The organism is Kitasatospora sp. NPDC051705 (genome assembly GCF_044453265.1).
Taxonomy (GTDB): Bacteria; Actinomycetota; Actinomycetes; order Streptomycetales; family Streptomycetaceae; genus Kitasatospora.
In genome coordinates this window covers 358981-379234 of record NZ_JBITCO010000002.1, presented here as the reverse complement: position 1 = coordinate 379234, position 20254 = coordinate 358981, and the positions used below count along the sequence as shown (strand labels likewise).

Below are 20254 nucleotides of genomic sequence, written 5' to 3'. Positions count from 1 at the left end.
GATCACCCTGTCATGGACACTTTTGATCTCACCCGGCTGCTGCCCGCGGACCACTTCAGCACCGCGTTGCGCCACGACGTGCAGCACGGTCTGACCTCCGAACCGAAGTGGCTGCCGCCGAAGTGGTTCTACGACGCGCGGGGCAGCGAGCTGTTCGAGGAGATCACCCGGCTGCCGGAGTACTACCCGACCCGCGCCGAGCGGGCCATCCTGACCGCCCGGGCCGGCGAGATCGCCGCCGCCACCCGGGCGCACACCCTGGTGGAGCTCGGCTCAGGCTCCTCCGAGAAGACCCGGCTGCTGCTGGACGCGCTGCGCACCCTCGGCAGCCTGGAGGCCTACGTCCCGGTCGACGTCAGCGAGAGCGCGCTGACCGGGGCCGGCACCGCGCTCGCCGCGGAGTACCCGGGGCTCGCCGTGCACGGCGTGCTGGCCGACTTCACCGCCCGGCTCGGCCTGCCCCCGGAGGGCGGCCCCCGGCTGGTCGCCTTCCTCGGCGGCACCCTCGGCAACCTGCTGCCCCCGGAGCGGGCCGCCTTCCTCCGCGGCCTGCGCGCCGCCCTCGACCCGGGCGACTTCCTGCTGCTGGGCACCGACCTGGTCAAGGACCCCGCCGTACTGGTCTCCGCCTACGACGACTCGGCCGGGGTGACCGCCGAGTTCAACCTCAACGTGCTCAACGTGCTCAACCGCGAGCTCGGCGCCGACTTCGACCCGTCCGCCTTCGCCCACGTCGCCCGGTGGGACCCGGAGCAGGAGTGGATCGAGATGCGGCTGCGCTCGCTGCGCTCGCAGACCGTGAAGATCCCGGCGCTGGACCTCCCGGTGCACTTCGACCGGGGCGAGGAGCTGCGCACCGAGGTCTCGGCCAAGTTCCGCCGCGAGAGGGTGGCCGACGAGCTGGCGGCGGCCGGGCTGCGGCTGAGCCACTGGTGGACGGACGAGGAGGGCCGGTTCGGGTTGTCGCTGGCCGCGCCGCAGTGACGCCGGCGGCGGCATCCGGGGGCGGCCCGGCCGGCCGGTGGACACCTCAATTTGGTTGTTCACCTTACGAATTCTCGAAACCGGCCAATCGGGCCCCGGTGTACAAGACTTAAACGAAAAGGGGTTACGATCTCGGCTACCGAGCTCAGTGTTGAGTACCAGGAGTCAAGATCGTGAGCGTCACCCAGAAGCCCTCCGGGGCGGTCGAGGCCTCCGCGCCCGGCCGCCTCGGCTTCGTCGTCTTCATCACCGCCGCAGCCGCCCTCGGCGGCTTCCTGTTCGGCTACGACAGCTCCGTGATCAACGGCGCCGTCTCCGGGATCCAGCAGAAGTTCGGCGTCGGCGACGGCGTGACCGGCCTGATCGTCTCCTCCGCCCTGCTGGGCTCGGCGGTCGGCGCCGCACTGGCCGGCCGGTTCGCCGACCGCTACGGCCGCATCAAGGTGATGAAGGCGGGCGCGCTGCTGTTCGCGGTCAGCGCCGTCGGCTCGATGCTCCCGTTCTCCGCCTGGGACCTCGCCCTCTGGCGCGTCCTCGGCGGCGCCGCCATCGGCATCGCCTCGGTGATCGCCCCGACGTACATCGCCGAGGTCGCGCCGACCAGGTACCGGGGCCGGCTGGCCTCGTTCCAGCAGGCCGCGATCGTGCTCGGCATCGCGATCTCCCAGCTGGTCAACTGGGTGCTGGCCGACGCGGCCGGCGGCGACACCCGCGGCCGCCTGCTCGGCCTGGAGGCCTGGCAGTGGATGCTCGGGATCTGCGTCGTCCCGGCCGCCGTGTACTTCGTGCTCGCCTCGGTGATCCCGGAGTCCCCGCGCTACCTGATCCAGGCCGGCCGCCTGGACGACGCCCGGGCCGTGCTCGCCGACGTCGAGGGCCGGGACGTCGACGCCGACGCCCGGATCGCCGAGATCCAGGGGCTGATCGAGTCCGACCACCGGCCGCGCTTCCGCGACCTGCTCGACGGGCGCTTCGGCCTGCTGCCGATCGTCTGGGTCGGCATCGGCCTGTCGGTCTTCCAGCAGCTCGTCGGCATCAACGTGATCTTCTACTACTCGTCGATCCTGTGGCAGTCGGTCGGCATCGACCAGAGCAACTCGCTGCTGATCAGCTTCGTCGGCTCGGTCATCAACATCCTCGGCACGGTGGTCGCGATCCTGCTGGTGGACCGGATCGGGCGCAAGCCGCTCGCGCTGATCGGCTCGGCGGGCATGGCCGTCGCCCTGGGCGCGGCCGGCTGGGCGTTCTCCTCGGCCACCGGCAGCGGGGACAACGTCTCGCTGCCCGACCTGCAGGGCACCGTCGCGCTGGTCGCGGCCAACGCCTTCGTGCTGTTCTTCGCGATGTCCTGGGGCGTCGTGGTCTGGGTGATGCTCGGCGAGATGTTCCCGAACCGGGTCCGGGCCGCCGCGCTGTCCGTCGCCGCCTCCGCGCAGTGGCTCGCCAACTGGGCGATCACCGTGTCGTTCCCGTCGCTGTCGCGCTGGAACCTGTCCGCGACCTACCTGGTGTACGCGGCCTTCGCCGCCCTGTCGATCGTCTTCGTCGCGAAGTTCATGAAGGAGACCAAGGGCGTCCGGCTGGAGGACATGGGCTGATCCGACAGTCGGACCTTCGGCCCCCGCACCCTAGCGCCATGAGCGCGGGTGCGGGGGCCGAATCGTTCACTCCCTGCGGTGGCGCGAGCACCTCCGGTACTCCTGATCGGCAGGAGGGATGTGTCCTTGATCTTCAACCGGCTCCGCACCCGCAGACCAGCCGCCGCCCCCGCCGGCGCCTGTCCGTACGCCCACGCCCCGGCCGGGCACCCGCAGACCGCCCCGGGGCCGTCGCCGGTGATCGACCGCCGCACCGGTCCGTCGCCGTCCACCGCACCGTCGTCCACCGGAGTGCCGTCCACCGCACCTCCGTCCGTCGGAGTGCCGTCCACCGCACCTCCGTCCACCGGACCGCTGTCCACCGAACCGGCGCACGCCGGCCCGCCGCGCGCCGACTCGTCGCCGTCCCCCGACCTGCCGCCCGCCGGTCCGCCACCCTTCACCGACCAGGAGCAGGCGGCCGAGTTCATCCGGCAGTTCCACCGGGAGCAGCCCGCCGCCGGCGCCCCGGACGACCGGCTCCGGGCCGTCCGCGACGAGATCGAACGCACCGGCACCTACGAGCACACCCCGGCCGAACTGGCCTACGGCGCCAAACTCGCCTGGCGCAACGCCGCCCGCTGCATCGGCCGGCTGTACTGGCGCAGCCTGGTGGTGCGCGACCTGCGCCACCTCGGTTCGGCCGACGACATCGCCGCCGAGTGCTTCGAGCACCTGCGGCTGGCGGGCAACGGCGGGCGGATCCGCCCGGTGGTGTCGGTGTTCGCCCCCGACCGCCCGGGCCGCCCGGCCGCCCGCATCCTCAACCAGCAGCTGGTCCGCTACGCCGGCCACCGCGACGGCGGCGCCGTGGTCGGCGACCCGGCCGGCGTCGCCCTGACCGCCCGCGCCCGCGACCTCGGCTGGAAGTGCGCCGAGGACCGCTTCGAGGTGCTGCCGCTGCTGGTCCAGGAGCGGCCCGGCGAGCGGCCCGACTGGTACGGGCTGCCCGACGACACCGCGCTGGAGGTGCCGCTGAGCCACCCCGCGTACGACTGGTTCGCCGACCTCGGGCTGCGCTGGTACGCGGTGCCCGCGATCAGCGACATGACGCTGGAGATCGGCGGCGTCCGCTACCCGACCGCGCCGTTCAACGGCTGGTACATGGGCACCGAGATCGGCGCCCGCAACCTCGCCGACGCCGACCGCTACGCCATGCTCGGCACCGTCGCCGAACGGCTGGGCCTGGACACCTCCAGCGACCGCACGCTCTGGCGCGACCGCGCGCTGATCGAGCTCAACATCGCCGTGCTGCACTCCTTCCAGGAGGCCGGGGTGACGATCGCCGACCACCACACCGAGTCGGAGCGTTTCCTCAAGCACGTCGCCCAGGAGAAGCGGCTCGGGCGACCGACCCCGGCGGACTGGAGCTGGATCGTGCCACCGGTCTCCGGCGGCCTCACCCCCGTCTACCACCGCTACTACGACCCGGTGGACCCGTCGCTGCGCCCGGCCTTCGTCCCGCGCGAGCCCTGGTGAGGGCGGTCCCGGCCTGAGGGCGTCCCGGCCTGAGGGTGCTCCCGGTAAGGGCGGCGGTCCGGGTGAGGGCGGTCCCGGCCTGAGGGCGGTCCCGGTGTGAGGGCGCTCCCGGCGTGAGGGTGCCGGGCCGGGGGCGTCAGCGCCCGCTGGACCGCGCTGCGCGCTCGTGCTGCCCGTGCTGCTCGGGCTGCTCCGGGCGCTCCACGCGCTGCAGGCGTTCGAAGCGCAGGACCAGTCCGTCGAGCAGTGCCTCCAGCCCGGTCTCGAAGGCCCCTTCGTCCACCGCCCCCCGGTGCCCGGCCAGCCGGTGCGCCTCGCCGAGGTGCGGGTAGTCCGCCGCGTCGTAGACCTCGGCGTCCGCCGGGAAGCCGGCCGCGAAGGAGGCCAGCGCCGAGCCGGTGACGAAGTAGCGCATCAGCGCGCCGATCCGGGTGGCCTGGCCGCGCGGCCAGCCGGCCTCGACCAGGTGGCCGAACACGGCGTCGGCCAGGCGCAGCGCGTTCGGCCGCCGGCCGGGGCCCTGGGCCAGCACCGGCACGATGTTGGGGTGGGCGGCGAGCGCGGCGCGGTAGGAGCGGGCCCAGTCGCGCAGTGCGTCCGGCCAGGGGGTCGGCGGGGTGCCGGGCCGGACCGGACCGGCCCCGTCGGCGGTGTCGCCGGTGGCGCCGGTGTCGCCGGTGTCGCCGACGGCCGCTGTGTCGGCGGCACCAGCAGCGCCAGCTGCGCCCGGGCCGCCGAACATCGACAGGTCGACCTCGCCGATCACGCTGTCCACCACGGCGTCCAGCAGTTCGTCCTTGGTCGCGACGTGGTTGTAGAGCGAGGGCCCGCTGACCGAGAGCTCGGTGGCCAGTCGGCGGGTCGAGAGGGCGGCCAGGCCCTCGGCGTCGATCAGCCGCAGCGCGGCGGCGACGATCAGCTCGCGGCTGAGCAGCGGGGTGCGCGGGCGGGCCATCGGGATGCCTCCTCCGGTTCGTCCGGTCGGGTGGGTGGGGACCGATTCTGGCAGGTGCCCCTTCCCAGCGCGGCCCGGCCGGGGCTACAGTCCACCCGTAAAACTTGCAGCGCTAGTTTACGGGCCGGGAGGCGCCGTGAACCCGGGAACCGCCGTGGAGGAGTCACCGTGAACCTGGAGCTGTCCGAGGAGCAGAGCGCCGTCCGCGACCTAGCCGCCGAATTCGCGGACCGCGAGATCGCCCCATACGCCGCCGACTGGGACCGCGCCGAGTCCGTCGACCGCGCGATCATCGGCAAGCTGGCCCGGCTCGGCTTCCTCGGCCTGACCATCCCCGAGGAGTACGGCGGCAGCGGTGGCGACCACCTCGCGTACTGCCTCGTCCTGGAGGAGCTCGGCCGCGGCGACTCCGCGGTGCGCGGCATCGTCTCGGTCTCGCTCGGCCTGGTCGCCAAGTCGGTCAACGCCCACGGCACCGAGGAACAGAAGCGGCACTGGCTCCCCCGGCTCACCTCCGGGGAGTCGCTCGCCTGCTTCGCGCTCACCGAACCCGGCACCGGCTCCGACGCGGCCAACCTCACCACCCGAGCCGTCCGGGACGGCTCGGACTGGCTGATCAGCGGCGCCAAGACCTTCATCACCAACGGCACCTGGGCCGACGTCGCCCTGGTCTTCGCCCGCACCGGCGGCGACGACCCCGACCGGCAGGGGCACCGCGGGATCACCGCCTTCCTCGTGCCCACCGACCTGCCCGGCTTCACCCGCACCGAGATCCACGGCAAGCTCGGCCTGCGCGGCCAGGCCACCGCCGAACTCGCCTTCGACGAGGTCCGGGTGCCGGACACCGCCCGGCTCGGCGAGGTCGGCCGGGGCTTCCGGGTGGCGATGTCCGCGCTGGCCAAGGGCCGGATGTCGGTCGCGGCCGGCTGCGTCGGCATCGCCCGCGCCTGCCTGGACGCCGCCGTCCGGTACGCGGGCGAGCGCGAGCAGTTCGGCAAGCCGATCGCCTCCCACCAGCTCGTCCAGGAACTGCTGGCCGGCATCGCGGTCGACGTCGAGGCCGCCCGGCTGCTCACCTGGAAGGTCGCCGACCACATCGACCGCGGCCTGCCCTTCGCCACCGAGTCCTCCGTCGCCAAGCTCCACGCCAGCGAGGCCGCCGTGCGCGCCGCCAACAACGCCCTCCAGGTGTTCGGCGGCTACGGCTTCATCGACGAGTACCCCGTCGGCAAGTACCTGCGCGACGCCCGCGTGATGACGCTCTACGAGGGCACCAGCCAGATCCACCAGCTGCTCATCGGCCGCGCCCTCACCGGCGTCAACGCCTTCTGACCCGCGCGGCGCCGCGGGAACCCTCCCGGGCGCGCCGCCCCGACCCGCCCGGACCCCGTGTCCCGGGCCCAGCCCCGGGCCCCACCGCCCGGACCCCGTGTCCCGGGCCTCGTGTCCAGGGCCCCACCGCCCGAACACCGCGCCCACCCGAGAGCCCCACACCCCCGCACCGAACATCCCCCGACCCCGCACCTCCCCACCGGAGCGATCGGCCCCACCGGACCGTTCCTCCCACCGGACCCATCGGATAGGAGCCCGACGACGTGCGTCCCGTCTACTTCGCCGCAGCCCGCCGCACACCCATCGGCCGACTGCGCGGAGCGCTCGCCACCGTCCGGCCGGACGACCTCTCGGCCACCGTGCTGCGCGCCCTGCTCGCCGACGTACCCGCCCTCGACCCCGCCCGCATCGACGACGTCTACTGGGGCGCCGCCAACCAGGCCGGCGAGGACAACCGCAACGCCGCCCGGATGGCCGTCCTGCTGGCCGGCCTCCCGGACACCGTCCCCGGAGCGACCGTCAACCGGCTCTGCGCCTCCGGCATGGAGGCCGTCACCCTCGCCGCCCGGGCCATCGGCTCCGGCGAGGCCGACGTCGTCCTGGCCGGCGGCTGCGAGTCGATGACCCGCGCCCCCTTCGTCCTCCCCCGCCCCGACGAGGCCCTGCCGCACCGGATCGAGACCCACGACACCCGGCTCGGCTGGCGGCTGACCAACCCGCGGATGGCCGAACTCCACGGCGTCCTCAGCATGGGAGAGACCGCCGAGGAGGTGGCCGGCCGCTACGGCATCGGCCGGGAGCGCCAGGACGCCTTCGCCCTGCGCAGCCACCAGCGGGCCGCCGCCGCCCGCAAGGACGGGCACTTCGACGCCGAGCTGATCCCGGTCGAGCGCCCGGACGGCGTGACGGTCGACCAGGACGAGTGCATCCGCGAGGACACCAGCCTGGAGAAGCTCGCCCGGCTCAAGCCCGCCTTCCGCCCCGGCGGCACCGTGACCGCCGGCAACGCCTCGCCGATGAACGACGGCGCGGCCGGGCTCGTCCTGGTCAGCGAGGAGGCGCTGCACGACCTCGGACTGCGCCCGCTCGGCCGGTACGTGGCCGGCGCCTCCGCCGGGGTGCACCCGGACGTCATGGGCATCGGCCCGGTGCCGGCCACCCGGAAGGTGCTCGGCCGCGCCGGCTGGTCGCTCGCCGACCTGGACACCGCCGAACTCAACGAGGCCTTCGCCGCCCAGGCCCTGGCCTCCGCCGACGGCATCGGGTTCACCCCCGAACAGGCCGACGAGCTGGTCAACCCGACCGGCGGGGCCATCGCGCTCGGCCACCCGCTGGGCGGATCCGGCGCGCGCATCCTCACCACCCTGCTGCACCGGATGCGCCGCACCGGCGCGCGGCGCGGACTGGCCACCATGTGTGTGGGCGTCGGTCAGGGCACCGCCGTCCTCGTCGAGAACGTCCTCTGAGGGAGTGACCGAAGTGACTGAAGTCAACGGGTTCGAAGGCCGCTTCGCCGGCAGGGTCGCCGTCGTCACCGGAGCCGCGCAGGGCATCGGCGCGGCCACCGCCCGCCGGCTCGCCGAGGAGGGCGCGGTCGTCGCCGTCGTCGACCTCACCGCCGAGCGGGCGGCCGGGACGGTCTCCGAGATCACCGCCAAGGGCGGCACCGCGCGGGCCTACGGCTGCGACGTGGCCGACTACGACGCGGTGGAGGCGGTGTTCGCCCAGGTCGCGGCGGACCTCGGCGGGGTGCACATCCTGGTCAACAACGCCGGGATCACCCGCGACAATCTCTTCTTCAAGATGCCGAAGGCCGACTGGGACACCGTCCTGACGGTCAACCTGACCAGCGCGTACAACTGCAGCCACGTCGCGCAGAAGTACATGGTGGCGCAGAAGTACGGCAAGATCGTCTCGCTCAGCTCGCGCTCCGCCCTGGGCAACCGGGGGCAGGCCAACTACGCGGCCGCCAAGGCCGGCATCCAGGGCCTCACCGCGACCCTGGCGATCGAACTCGGGCCGTTCAACATCAACGTCAACGCCGTCGCCCCCGGGTACATCGCCACCCCGATGACCGCCGCCACCGCGGAGCGGGTCGGCAGCACCGCCCAGGAGCACCAGGAGGAGGTCTCCGCCCGGACCCCGCTGCGCCGCGTCGGGCAGCCGGAGGAGATCGCGTCGGTGGTCGCCTTCCTGGCCAGCGAGGACGCCTCCTACGTCAGCGGGCAGACGCTGTACGTCAACGGCGGGGCGCGGTAGGCCCGGCGGCGGGGCCCGCCCCGTCCGGTGGTCCCGGCGGACCCGTCGGGTGGTCCCGGCGGACCCGTCGGGTGGTCCCGGCGGACCCGTCGGGTGGTCCCGGCGGACCCGTCGGGTGGTCCCGGCGGGCCCGCCCGCGGCGGCGGGCTTCAGCTGACGTGTCATCACATGACCGTCCGGGGAGTGCGGTTACCTTCCCCTGGGACGGCCTTTACCTTTTCGCGTGGCCGAGCATGACCATGGTCCGGTGGGACGACCCCACCAAATGACTATGGCATGATCATGCGACAGTCGATGGGATGGCCGCACCGACCCGACCGGACCAGGTCGGGCCCAGCGTCCCAAGGAGTCCCATGGGCAGCCCCGCCACCCTCCGCCGCGCCCTGGCTCTGCTCGCCGTCGGGGCCACCGCCCTCACGGCCGGCACCATCGCCGTACCGGCCGTCGGCACCGCGACCGCCGCCCCCTCGCACGACCTCACGGGCGTCCACGTCCGCCCCGCCTCCTTCGGGCACCACAACGCCCAGGCGCGCCCCGTGCCCCTGAGCACCACCCAGTGCGTCAGCCAGATCGGCATCCACTGCTACTCGCCGCTGCAGTACCGGACCGCCTACAACCTGGACCCGCTGTACCAGCAGGGCGTCACCGGCAAGGGCCGCACGATCGTCATCGTCGACTCCTTCGGCTCCCCGACCATCCAGCACGACCTGGAGGTCTTCGACAAGCAGTGGGGCATCCCCGACACCAACGTCGAGGTGGTCAAGTGGGGCAACGTCCCCGTCTTCGACCCGAAGAACCCCGACCACACCGGCTGGGCCGGCGAGACCACCCTGGACGTCGAGTACGCCCACGCCGTCGCCCCCGACGCGCACATCGTCCTGGTCGAGACCGGCGTCGCCGAGACCGAGGGCACCACCGGTCTGCCCGAGATGATGGACGCCGAGAAGGCCCTCATCAAGGAAGGCCGCGGCGACGTCATCTCGCAGAGCTTCGGCGCCACCGAGAACACCTTCCCGGGCTACGACAAGGGCGACTTCAAGTCGCTCACCGACCTGCGCTACGCCTTCCAGGCCGCCGCGGACCACAACGTCACCGTGCTCGCCGCCTCCGGCGACAACGGCGCCACCGACGCGCAGGCCAACGGCACCGACCTGTACCCGTACAAGGTCAACTCGTGGCCGTCCTCCGACCCGCTGGTCACCTCCATCGGCGGTACCCAGCTGACCCTGGACGACAGCGGCAAGCGCACCGCGGCCGACAAGGTCTGGCACGACCAGTACGGCGCCGGCGGCGGTGGCGTCTCCGGCATCTTCGAGCGCCCGTGGTACCAGGCCGGCGTCGCCAACGTCACCGGCAACCACCGCGGCACGCCCGACATCAGCATGAGCGCCGCGGTCGACGGCGCCGCCTGGACCTACGAGTCCTACGACCCGACCGCGGTCGGCTGGCACCTCACCGGCGGCACCAGCGAGGCCACCCCGCTGTTCTCCGGCGTCGTCGCCCTCGCCGACCAGCTCGCCGGCCACCGTCTCGGCCAGCTCAACTGGCGCCTCTACGGCCTCAACCTGCTCCCGAGCGACTGGAGCGGCATCGTGGACGTCAAGGACGGGGACAACGGCTGGAACGGCGTCACCGGCTACAACGCCGCCAAGGGCTACGACCTCGCCAGCGGCCTGGGCACCATCGACGGCAACAAGTTCGTCCACGCCATCGCCGGTCGGTGACGGCGCACCGCGGGTGACGATCGACAGGTGACGAGTAACAGGTAACAAGTAACAGCGGACAGATAACAGATTTCAACATCTGTTATCTGTCCGCTGTCATCTGTCTGCCGTCATCCGTTCGCCGTTCCCCGCTCGTCAGGCCGCCCGGGCCGTCCGTACGCCCGGCGGAGCCGGTGGGGCGCCGCACGTGCGGCGCCCCACCGGCTTCAGGCGTGCTCGGCCGCTGCGGCTCCGGCGGGCGCCGGGGCCGCAGCGGCCAGCTGGGCGAGGTAGCGCTCGGCCGCGCGGAGCTTGCGACCGTCCGGCCCCGGCAGATACGCCCGGAGCTCGATGATCTCCGGCGCGATCCGCAGCGCCACCGCCCGGTCCTGGACGGACCGCCAGCACGCCTCGGCGTTGGTCGCCGCCTGCTGCGTCTCCGGGTGGTCCGGCCCCTGCGAGCGGAGCAGCGTCAGCGCCACCTCCCGGTAGATGTCCGCGGCCTCGGCGGGCCTGCCCGCGAGGCGGCACACGTGCGCCCGGACCTGACGGACCTGCAGGACCGGCTCGGAGACGGCACCGTGCTCGGCGATCGCCTCCAGTTCGAGCGCGAAGGCGAGGTCGGTGGCGGCCGCGTGCTCCCCTGCGTCGGCACTGCGGACGATCCGGCCGATCACCTCGCGGTAGTCGGCGCGCGGGGGGCCCGCCGCCGGAGCCTCGGCGAGCGGGGCCTCTACGGCCGCCGGAGCCTCGGCGGGTGCCTGGTCCGTCGGCGCGTCGGCCGGGAGTACCTCGGCGGCGGGTGCCTGGTCCGTCGGCGCGTCGTCCGCCGGCGCCGAGTCCACCGCAAGCGCGTCCGCCGGTGTCCCGTCCGCCTGAGCCGGACCGCTGTCGGTCGGAGCCGGCTCCTCCGGCGCACGGTCCTCCACCGGCACCTCGTCCGCTGACGCCGCCTCGTCCGCCGGAGCACTGTCCGTCAGGGCCTCATCCGTTGATACCTCGTCCGCCGGAGCGCGGTCCGCCGGCACCTCGTCCGTCGGGGTGGCTTCCAGCGGTGCCGCGACGGCGGGCGGGGTGTCGACCGGGACGGCGTCCCGGGGCTGCGTGGTGGCGTCGACGGGCGGGTGCTCGGCCGCCACGGCCGGCTCCGCCTGCGGCCGGGGCTTGGCCAGCGACACGCCCGCCGCCGCCGCGTCCTCGGGCACCGCGCCCTCGGGCACGGCGTCCACCGGGGCGGGCTTGCGCAGGACCACGCCCGAGGATCCGGCGGGCTCGCCCTTGCGCAGGCTGACCGGGCGGGCCGGCCGGGGCGGGGTCGGCGGCACACCGGGCTTGACCAGGTCCACCATGCCGCCCGGAACCACCAGGGCCGTCACCGGCGCGTCGGACGGTGCCTGGGCGGACGGTGCCTGGGCGGACGCCTCGGCGGGCACCTGGGCCGGGACGGAACCCGGGGCCGGGACCGACCCCGGCAGCCCTGCGACGGCGTCCAGCGGCCCGTCCTGACGCACCGGCCGCGGCACCGGCGCGACGGCCGGAGCGTCGGCCGGCAGGGCGTCGGTAAGCGCGGCGCCGGTGGGTACCGGATCCACCGGTACCGCGGCCACCGGCGCGAGGACGTCGCCCGCCGGGCCGTCGCCCCGCCGGGCGGTGTTGCGGAAGACGGGACGGTCCGGGGCGTGGGTGGCCAGGATGACCACGTCCGGGCGCAGCACCGAGTACACCTGCTGCCGCAGTTGCTCGGGCGCGAGGACGTCGCCCGCGCCGGGGCGGCCGCCGTGCAGGGCTTCGATGAGGGCGCGGGTGAAGGTGCCGATCTGCTCCGGGTCCGGGCTGACGACGGCCCAGAGCGGGATGCCCTCGCTGAGCGGCGAGACGGTGCCCTGGAGGTAGGGCCAGGCGTTCTGGTCGGCGCTCAGGTCGGCGATGACCAGTGTCTGCCACTCGGCCGGACGGTGGCTCAGCTCGGCCGCGACGGCCTGCCAGGGCAGCCCGTCCTGCTTGGCGTCGCGCAGGGTGAGCTGGAGCTGGCCGCCGCGCTTGTCGGCGACGATGTGCCCGCCCAGGTGGACGAGCAGCGGCCCCGGGTGGCGGGAGGCGGCGCGCAGGTGGGCCAGGACGGTGTGCGGGTCGCCGGCGCCGGGCAGGTGGACGGCGTCCACCGCGTCCGCGGCGAGCAGCACCTGCGGGGACACGGCGGCAAGCATCGCGGACAGCACCGGCGCCTGTGCGGGCCCGCCGCGGCCCCAGGTGCGGCGGCCGGAGTTGCCGTAGCCGCCCTCGATGACCAGGATCCGCCCGCGGGGCGCCGCCCCGAACGCGCCCACCGCCCCGGCCCCCGGGACGGGGAAGGGCAGCGGCGTGGCCGTGGACGGCGGCGCGCCCACCGCGGGCATGCCGGTGACGGTCCATCCGGTCGGCGCGGTCGGCGGCAGGGCGGGCGCCGGTGCCGAAGGCGCCCCGGGCTGCGGCGCGACGGCCGGCAGGGCCGGCGGGGCCGACGGCACCGGAGGCGGCTCGTAGAGCGCGGCGGGCCCCGGCGGGTGCTCCTCGGCGGGGACGCGGGCGGACGGCGGTACGGCGTCCCAGGGGCCCGGGTCCGCCGTCGGGTCGGGACCTCCTGGGACAGCTGTCGTCTCCGCCGCCATCTTCTGGTCACCGCCCCGCCCCGCCGCCCAGCGGCGTCTGATGCCCTTGCTGCGTGGTGACTGCCACCACTCCCGTGCGCGCCACCCTACGAGATCCCGGCGTACCCGATCCAGGCCGGGTCTCCGATCCCGCCCCGCCCGGCCCGTTATGGTGCCCTCGTGGTCGACTCCGGCGTTCCCACGCTCCTCCCGCTGCTCTTCCTCGACGTCGACGGACCCCTCGTTCCGTTCGGGCCGCCCCCGCCGGGCGGCCACCGCACCTACCGCAGCCCGTACACCGCCGCCACTCCCGCCCCGGACGCCAACCCGCTGCTGGCCCGGGCGGATCCGGCGCTGGGGCCGCTCCTGCTCGACCTTCCCTGCGAGCTGGTCTGGGCCACGACCTGGAGGTCCGACGCCAACGACTGCCTCTCGCCCTGGCTCGGCCTCCCCCGACTCCCCTGGGTGGACTGGCCGGACACGGACGACGACGAGCCGGCCGGGCCGCCCGGCCTGCACTGGAAGACCCGAACGCTGCTCGCCCGGGCCGCCGGCCGCCCCTTCGCCTGGGTCGACGACGAGATCACCGCGACGGACCGTCACTGGGTCGCCGCCCACTCCCCCGCCCGCACCCTGCTCCACCGCGTCGACCCCCAACGGGGGCTCACCGCCGCCGACTTCACCGTCCTGAGTGCCTGGCTGCGGGCCGGTTGACGGCGGCTCGTGAGCCTCGCAGGCCTCCCGTGCCTCCCGGGCCCCGCGGACCCTGCCGTCCTCCTGGTCCTCCTTCAGCGGTCGGGGCCGGTGAGGTCCACCCAGATCCAGGGGGCGTGGTGCCAGGAGCGGACCTCACCGACGACCAGGTCGACGCAGCTCCCGACCTCCGGGAGGTCCCGCACGAGACGGCGCACCCCGGGTTCGCCGCCGCGGCGGATGAGGTCCAGTGACGCTCCGACCGGCTCGTAACCGTGGATCCGCGCCGAGAAGCCCCACGGGTGGTGGCGGACGACCGTCACCCGGACCCGTTCACCGGGGCGGAGTTCACCGAGCGGCCGATCCGCTTCCTCCGTCATGGCTGCGCTCCTCTTCCCCGGGGCACCGTGCTGCCCCCACCGATCATGCCCGGGCACGGCGCTGCCCGGCGCCCTGGGGGGCGACCGGGCAGCGGGAGCAGGCGGGACGGGTCGTGGGGTCAGGAGCCGGCCAGGAGGTCGCGCAGCAGGGCGACGGTGTCGGCGTCGAGGTCGCGGCCGGTGCGGCGGCTCAGGGCGTCGAGGCGGTTGACGGCGCGCAGGAGCTGGTCGCGGGCGCCGGCCGAGGCGTAGGCGTAGAAGAGGTCCCGGTGCAGGAGTTCGACGTCCGGGGCGACGGCGAGGCCGCGGAAGACGGCGGCCTCGGCGCTGCGGTGGTCGCCGTACTGCAGGCGGCGGGCGGCCAGTTCGTGGGCGGTGTCGACGATGGCGGCGATCATGTCCTGGCGTTCGGCCTCGGCCCATCCGTAGGAGGCGGGGGGCGCCTCGGCGAACGGGGCGCCGCGGACCAGGGCCAGGGCGTGGGCGAGGGCGGCGTCGGCGGTGGCGCTGGTGCTGCGCATGCCGCGCCGGTAGAGGCTGCGGAACTCGTCCCAGTCGCAGGTGACGGCCGGGGCGAAGGTGTAGCCCTCGGTGGTGTCGGTGGCCAGGAAGGTGCGCCCCTCGGGCGAGCTGCCGAACCAGGCGGCCAGGTCGGCGAGTTTGCCGGGCAGCGGGCTCCCGGTGTCGGCCGCGGTGGGGTGCGGGTCGAGGTGGGCGGCGCCCGGGTGGAGGTCGTGGTCCAGCGCGTGGTGGTCGGCACCGGGACGCAGCGCGAGGTAGACGGCGAGTTCGGTGAGCCGCGGCAGGGCGCCGGGTTCGGCGGTGCCGAGGACACCGGCGACGTCGACCGGTCCGAGCAGCCGGATCCGGGGGGCGTTGCGGGTGGCGTGCGCCTCCGGGGAGCGGAGGATGGCGAGCAGGTCGTCGCTGTCGCTGCGCCCGGGGGTGGTCTGCGCGACCGGGGCGACGGCGGCGGGGCCGGGCTCGTGAACCGCCCCGTCCGCGGTGGGCTCGGACGCGGTGGGCTCGGGCCCGACGGCGCCGGGACCGCCTGCGCCGGGCCCGACGGCCTCGGGCGTGCCGGTCCCGGTCCCGGGCCCGGTGCCGGGCTCGGTGCCGGGCTCGGGGCGGTCCGGGATCCGCGGGTCGGTGCCGGTGGGCGCGGGCACGGGCTGGTGGTTCGGGGTGGGCTCGGCGCCCGGCTGCGATCCGCCGGGCTCACCGGGCGCCGCGGGACCGAACGGCTGCGCAGGACCGGAGGGCTGGGCAGGACCGGACGGCTGCGCGGGCACCACCGGCCGGACCGGCTGGACCGGCAGGACGGCCGTCGAGGTGCCCTCCACGGCCTCCGGTCGGCGCAGGTCCCGGGTGGTCTCGTCGGTGGCCGGCTCGGCCGCCGACCCGGGCGCGGGATCGCCGTCCGCGCCGCTGCCGGCGGCGGGTCCGGCGGCCGCGACCGGGTCCGACGCGCTCCCGCCCTCCACCGCCGCGGCCTGCCGCCCCTGCCCGTTGACCACGTGCCTCCCCGCTCCGGGCGGGGGAACCGCTCCGAACGAGGGCACCGGGACCACCGGGGAAACCGTGCCGGACGGGAGCACCGGGACGGCCGGGGGAAGCGGCCCCGCCGGGGCCGGCGGGACGGGCGTGGCCGGGTCGGTGCCCGCGAAGGGGCTGGCGCCGGTGCCGATGACCCGGGCCAGCAGCCGCGGGCCGGCGGCCGTGTCCGTGCCGCCCCCGGTGCCGGCCGCCGGAGCGCCGACGGCGGCCAGGACGGGGACGGCGGCGGGCAGTTCGGCCGTGTCCGCGTCGTCGGCGTCGGGGTCGAAGCCCGGACCGTCCAGGGTCCAGGCCGGGGCGGGGTGCTGGGTGGTGTCGTCGGCGGCCCGCAGCAGTTCGGCGACCTGGTCGTACTGCCGGTCGTCGAGCCGCTGGAGCTCGACCGTCAGGTGCAGCCCGGGGATGGCGGCCTGGCCGGTGGTCGGCAGGGTCCAACGGGCGACGGGGCCGGTGCCGCGCTCGGGGGCGCGGGTGATGACGGCGACGCAGGTGCGCGGGCGGGCGTCGAGCAGCCGGCCCAGTTCGGCGGGGACACCGCCGCCGGGCTGCTGGGCGCAGAGCACGATCTCCGGGGTCCAGGACTCGTCGGCCTGGCCCCGGCTGCGGGCGTCGCGCGGGCTGGCGGCCTCGGCGGCGACCAGGGTGGCGCGGGCCTTGGCGGTGCGCGGGCCGAGGGCGGCCAGCGCGGCCTCCAGGGTGGGGTGGCGGTGGACGCGTTCGGCGGCCGGACCGCTGATCGGGATCTCCTCGGCGAGGTCGACGAGGTGCAGGTGGAGCCGGTCGGCGAGCGGGCTGTGGGCGAGTTCGACGGCGAGGGTGCGCAGCACGTCGCGGGCGTCGTCGGGGTGTCCGGAGAGGTGGAGCAGCCGGACGGCCTCGAGGTCGGCGAGCACGACGGAACCGTCCGGCGAGGTGCCGAGGGTGACCAGGGCGGGGTAGGGCGCGGCGGTCTTTCGGGCCTGCGCGGCGCTGAGCAGGTCCCCGGAGTCGGGGCCGCACCACCAGACGTTGGCCGCGTGCGCGGCGCGGAACGGCGTGATCGGGGTGGCCGGGCCGGACAGGTGCAGTTCGATGGTGTGGCCGGGGGTGATGCGGGCGGCGACGATGGCGGGCAGCCGCTTGCCGCCGCGCACGGTGTGCCGGGCCATGGTGCGCAGGGCGCGGTCGAGGAGGTCGAGGCCGGCGTCGTCCTGCCGGGCCCTGAGCTCGTTCTCGAAGGCGGCGGCCTCGGCGTCCGGCATGGTGATGCGGTGCCGGGGCCGGCGGGCTCGCTGCTGGGTGCCGCGCTTGTGGGCGACGGTGCCGATCATGATGGCGGCGAGCAGCACGCCGACGGTGGAGGCGGTGAGGGCCACCCGGTAGTCGTCACTGGGGGCCGGTTCGGCGTGGGCGGCGGGGGCCGGCGCGTGGGTGGGCGCGGGCGCCGGGGTGGCCGGCGCGGACCGGGCGGGCGCGCCCTGCGTCGGGGCCGGGGTCGGTGCCGGGGTCGCGGGCGCGTGGTCGGCGGGGGCGTGGTCGGCGGGCGGTGCCGGCTGCGGCGCGGGAGCCGGCTCCGGCGAAGGGGCGGGTGCGGGTGCGGGTGCGGGTGCGGCGGCCCCCGGCACGGTGAGGACCATCCCCGGCACCACCACGTCGGGGTCGGTGAGCCGCTCCCCGTCGGGGGCCTGCGCCCCCTTGTTCGCCTCGAACAGCTTCGGCCACGCCTCGGCGTCCCCCAACTCGCGCTGGGCGATGGCGGAGAGGCTGTCGCCGGACCGTACGGTCACCGTGCCGTGCCCGGCCGGAGCCGGCTCCGTCCCGGACTGCGGGGCCCGCGCGGAGCCGTCGGCCCCGCCCGGCGCGGGCGTGTCGGCGGGTGCGGGTGCCGGGGTCGCCGCGTCGTCGGCCTTGGCGTCCGCCGGCATCAGCAGCTGCCAGCCGGGCTGGATCGGCCGGTCGGCGTCGAAGCGGGTGCCCGAATCGTCCATCACCCTGCCGTCGTTGAGCTTGGCGATCTCCGTCCACCGTTCGCCGGAGCCCAGTTGACGCTCGGCGATGGACCACAGGCTGTCCGCGGGCCGGCTGTCGCGCACGGTGTAGCCGGCGTGCTGCTCGGCGGCGGGGGCCAGGGCGGGTGCGGCCTGGGCGGCGGTGAGGGCGGCGCGCTGCACGCCGGCCGTCACCTGGGCCGGCGCACTGGCGGTGTGGGCGGGCACGGCCGCGAAGGCCGAGCCGGCGACCGGCACCAGGGCGAGCACCGAGCCGACCAGGCCGGCGGCCAGCCGCTGGCTCCAGCCGAAGGCGGGGATGCGGCGGGCGATCCGGCCGCGCAGCTGGGCCGGGACCTCCAGCAGGACGGAGAGCGCGAAGCAGCCCCAGGCCAGCCAGCCGACCACCACCAGCAGCCACAGGAACAGCCGCCCGTCGTCCGGCCCGGTGAGCGCCTCACCGACGCCGTCCGGCGCCACCTCGCCCATCGCGGCGACCGCGCGGGTGCCGTACAGCAGCAGCGTGGGCACGCCGACCAGCAGGGCGAGCAGGGTGACCAGCGCGGCGAGCGCGGTGATCAGGGCTGCGGCGCGGCCCCGGCCGCGCGGCGGGCGGGGCGCCGGCGCGGCGGGCCCGCGGGCGGCCCGGTGTCCGCTCGGGGCCCGGCCTGGGGCGGTTCGGGCCTGGTCCTTGGCACGTGGCGCGGCCATCAGTCGGTCTCCGCTTTCTCGACTCCGTGGACGAGGGTCGCACTGCCCTTGCCCGTTACCTTCCGCTCCCCCAACGCGCCCAGCAGGACGGGCCGGTAGTCGGCCTGCACGGTGACGGTGACGACCTTGCCGTCGCCGGAGAACTCGACCTCGCCGACCCGCAGGCCGTAGAGGACGAGGTAGGCGTCGGCGGCCTGCCGCACGTAGTCCTGCCGGACCTTGAATCCCTTGCCCTGCAGGACGGCGGCCTGGTCGAGCTGCTGTCCGCCGACCCGTGCGGCCTCCTGGGCGTAGGCGTCGGTGCGTTCGGCGACCCGCAGTCGGCCGCCGGCGTCGATCACCAGGGCGATGACGAGCACGACGTAGGCCGCGCAGATCGCCACGAAGAGGGCGACCGCCCCCCGGTCCGACCGGCGGCGGCGCCGCGCCCTGACGGGCATCCTCATCCCCCCTGCCCCTTCCGCACCCTGTTCTCCCCACCGGCCCCCACCGGGCGCCGCCCGGTCCCGTTGCGTCATCCCCCGAGCGCTCTCCGCTTGCGTTTCCCCCGCGCGGGCCGTCCCAATCCCCGGGCCGTACCGCGTCCCCGTCACCACCCGTACCTCGTCCGGCGGCGCGGGCCGCACCGCGCCCCCGGCCGCGGGCCGAACCGCTTCGGACACCGCGGGCCTGACCGCGTCCGACACCGCGGGCCGCACCGCGTCCCCCGTCACCCGCCGCACCACGCCCCCCGTGGCGGCCCCTGCCGCGTCCCGTGCCGCCATCCGCCGGTCAGGTGCCCCGGTAGCGGTCCACCACCGAGGTGAACTCGCCGACGAGGTGCTTGGTCACGGGCACCCCGGACGGTCCGCCGATCAGGTCGGCGAGCTCGACGTCGCACACCACCGTCACCCTGACGGTGGCCACGGTGCCGCCGGGCAGGTCCAGTTGGCCCGGGACGACGCGGACGTCGGAGCCGCGGCAGGACACGCCCTGCTGGCGCAGCGTGTCGAGCGCCGACTCCCGGGCCGGCTGGGTCATGCCGTCCACGCTGCGCTGCAGCGAGGCGGTGCGGGCGGCGGCGCGGGCCGCCGCCTCGACCGTGCCGGCGGTGGTCTGCACCCGCCCGGCCGCGATGGCGACCAGGACCAGCCCGACCACCGCCGGCACGACGATCGCCGCCTCGATCGCGATCCCGCCGCCGTCCCGGCGGCGCGGTGCGAACCGCCCCCGCCGGCCCGGCCGCACCGCGCCCCCGCCCGCCGCGGCGGGCCGCCGCCTCACGGCTTCACCCCCGGCGGCGGCACGAAGCGCTCGCGCGGCGCCTCGGCGAACTGGGTGACGGCCGGCGCGGACAGGCCCGGGATCAGCAGTGGCGGCCGCACCGAGACGGTGACCCGGACCAGTCCGGCCGTGCTGCCGTCGGTCGTCACCGTGTACTCGTGCACGCCCTGCCGGTCCAGGAAGTCCCGGGCCTGCCGCCGGGCCGAGTCGTCCTTCACCTCGTCCGCCCCGGTGCCCTGGATCCGCCCGGCGTCCACGCCCTCGCGGGCGGCGGTGAGCGCGAGCTGCCGGTCGTACCAGATCAGCGCGGCCTGGACGACGAGCATCAGGAGCACCAGGACGACCGGGAAGACGATGGCGAGGCTCACGCTCATCGACCCCCGGTCGCCCCGGCGGCGAGGTCGGTACGTCACTTGGTGGCGCCGCCCGCGCCGCCCGGCAGGTTCGGGTCCTGCTCGACCTTGGTCACGACCTTGTCCTTCAGCAGGTACAGCGCGGTCGCGACGGCACCGGCGACGAACACCAGCGCGATGATGGCGAGCGCGAGTTCGATGCTGATGGCGCCGCGGTCGCCGCGCGCGCGGGCGGCGCGCAGCCGGCCGAGCCGGAGGGTGAACAGCAGCAGGGCGAACTGCACGGGCAGCAGGACGGGCCGCAGCAGTCGGCCTGCCAGATGGGCGAGTCGGACGGTCATTTCGGGTCTCCCG

General features: G+C 75.5%; 16 protein-coding genes. 8 read left to right on the top strand and 8 right to left on the bottom strand.

Annotation, left to right across the window (positions count from 1 at the left end):
- Positions 1–12 precede the first annotated feature (12 nt).
- From egtD to ACIA8Q_RS04265, 3 genes are all read left to right on the top strand, one after another.
- A complete protein-coding gene (gene egtD, locus ACIA8Q_RS04275; protein WP_360220713.1) occupies positions 13–984 on the top strand; it encodes an L-histidine N(alpha)-methyltransferase in 972 nt (323 codons plus the stop codon).
- Positions 985–1154: 170 nt separating this feature from the next.
- Complete coding sequence (locus ACIA8Q_RS04270; RefSeq protein WP_396316766.1) at positions 1155–2582, top strand: sugar porter family MFS transporter; 1428 nt, start codon at positions 1155–1157, stop codon at positions 2580–2582.
- A gap of 414 nt (positions 2583–2996) precedes the next feature.
- Positions 2997–4100, top strand: coding sequence for a nitric oxide synthase oxygenase (locus tag ACIA8Q_RS04265; protein WP_360220734.1), 1104 nt, complete (start codon positions 2997–2999; stop codon positions 4098–4100).
- 136 nt (positions 4101–4236) lie between these two features.
- On the opposite strand, the gene ACIA8Q_RS04260 is transcribed toward ACIA8Q_RS04265, so the two are convergent.
- The gene (locus ACIA8Q_RS04260; protein WP_360220719.1) at positions 4237–5055 is read right to left on the bottom strand and encodes a TetR/AcrR family transcriptional regulator; all 819 of its coding nucleotides are present in this window, start codon (positions 5053–5055) and stop codon (positions 4237–4239) included.
- Between the two features lie 168 nt (positions 5056–5223).
- Here ACIA8Q_RS04260 and ACIA8Q_RS04255 point away from each other — a divergent pair, with 168 nt between their 5' ends.
- The 4 genes from ACIA8Q_RS04255 (at position 5224) to ACIA8Q_RS04240 (ending at position 10370) form a co-directional block, all read left to right on the top strand.
- Positions 5224–6387, top strand: coding sequence for an acyl-CoA dehydrogenase family protein (locus tag ACIA8Q_RS04255; RefSeq protein ID WP_360220722.1), 1164 nt, complete (start codon positions 5224–5226; stop codon positions 6385–6387).
- A gap of 263 nt (positions 6388–6650) precedes the next feature.
- On the top strand, positions 6651–7853 hold the full coding sequence (locus ACIA8Q_RS04250; protein ID WP_360220725.1) for an acetyl-CoA C-acyltransferase: 1203 nt from the start codon (positions 6651–6653) through the stop codon (positions 7851–7853).
- Between the two features lie 13 nt (positions 7854–7866).
- Entirely contained in the window at positions 7867–8646 is a 780-nt protein-coding gene (locus ACIA8Q_RS04245) for a beta-ketoacyl-ACP reductase (protein WP_360220728.1), read from the top strand.
- 353 nt (positions 8647–8999) lie between these two features.
- Complete coding sequence (locus ACIA8Q_RS04240; protein ID WP_360220731.1) at positions 9000–10370, top strand: S53 family peptidase; 1371 nt, start codon at positions 9000–9002, stop codon at positions 10368–10370.
- Positions 10371–10576: 206 nt separating this feature from the next.
- Here ACIA8Q_RS04240 and ACIA8Q_RS04235 read toward each other — a convergent pair whose 3' ends face one another.
- Positions 10577–12745, bottom strand: coding sequence for a hypothetical protein (locus tag ACIA8Q_RS04235; RefSeq protein ID WP_396316728.1), 2169 nt, complete (start codon positions 12743–12745; stop codon positions 10577–10579).
- A 411-nt stretch (positions 12746–13156) separates the two neighbouring features.
- Here ACIA8Q_RS04235 and ACIA8Q_RS04230 point away from each other — a divergent pair, with 411 nt between their 5' ends.
- Positions 13157–13690: an HAD domain-containing protein gene (locus ACIA8Q_RS04230; protein ID WP_360219817.1), complete on the top strand. Its 534-nt coding sequence runs from the start codon at positions 13157–13159 to the stop codon at positions 13688–13690.
- A gap of 74 nt (positions 13691–13764) precedes the next feature.
- Here the strand turns inward: ACIA8Q_RS04230 and ACIA8Q_RS04225 are convergent, their stop codons facing one another.
- The 6 genes from ACIA8Q_RS04225 to ACIA8Q_RS04200 all read right to left on the bottom strand — a co-directional run bounded on the left by ACIA8Q_RS04225 (position 13765) and on the right by ACIA8Q_RS04200 (position 20241).
- The gene (locus ACIA8Q_RS04225; protein WP_360219820.1) at positions 13765–14049 is read right to left on the bottom strand and encodes a hypothetical protein; all 285 of its coding nucleotides are present in this window, start codon (positions 14047–14049) and stop codon (positions 13765–13767) included.
- Positions 14050–14168: 119 nt separating this feature from the next.
- Positions 14169–18284 carry a LysM peptidoglycan-binding domain-containing protein gene (locus ACIA8Q_RS04220; protein WP_396316727.1) on the bottom strand — a complete coding sequence of 1372 codons (4116 nt, stop codon included), beginning with the start codon at positions 18282–18284 and terminating at the stop codon, positions 14169–14171.
- Positions 18284–18730, bottom strand: coding sequence for a hypothetical protein (locus tag ACIA8Q_RS04215; RefSeq protein ID WP_360219826.1), 447 nt, complete (start codon positions 18728–18730; stop codon positions 18284–18286). Before ACIA8Q_RS04215 ends, ACIA8Q_RS04220 begins: the two co-directional genes overlap by 1 nt.
- A gap of 325 nt (positions 18731–19055) precedes the next feature.
- Positions 19056–19547 (bottom strand): TadE/TadG family type IV pilus assembly protein, encoded by a 492-nt coding sequence (locus tag ACIA8Q_RS04210; protein ID WP_360219829.1) that lies wholly within the window; start codon positions 19545–19547, stop codon positions 19056–19058.
- Positions 19544–19921 (bottom strand): TadE/TadG family type IV pilus assembly protein, encoded by a 378-nt coding sequence (locus tag ACIA8Q_RS04205; protein WP_360219832.1) that lies wholly within the window; start codon positions 19919–19921, stop codon positions 19544–19546. The genes ACIA8Q_RS04210 and ACIA8Q_RS04205 overlap by 4 nt, the downstream gene beginning before the upstream one ends.
- Positions 19922–19956: 35 nt before the next feature.
- On the bottom strand, positions 19957–20241 hold the full coding sequence (locus ACIA8Q_RS04200) for a hypothetical protein (protein ID WP_360219835.1): 285 nt from the start codon (positions 20239–20241) through the stop codon (positions 19957–19959).
- Between the last annotated feature and the right edge of the window lie 13 nt (positions 20242–20254).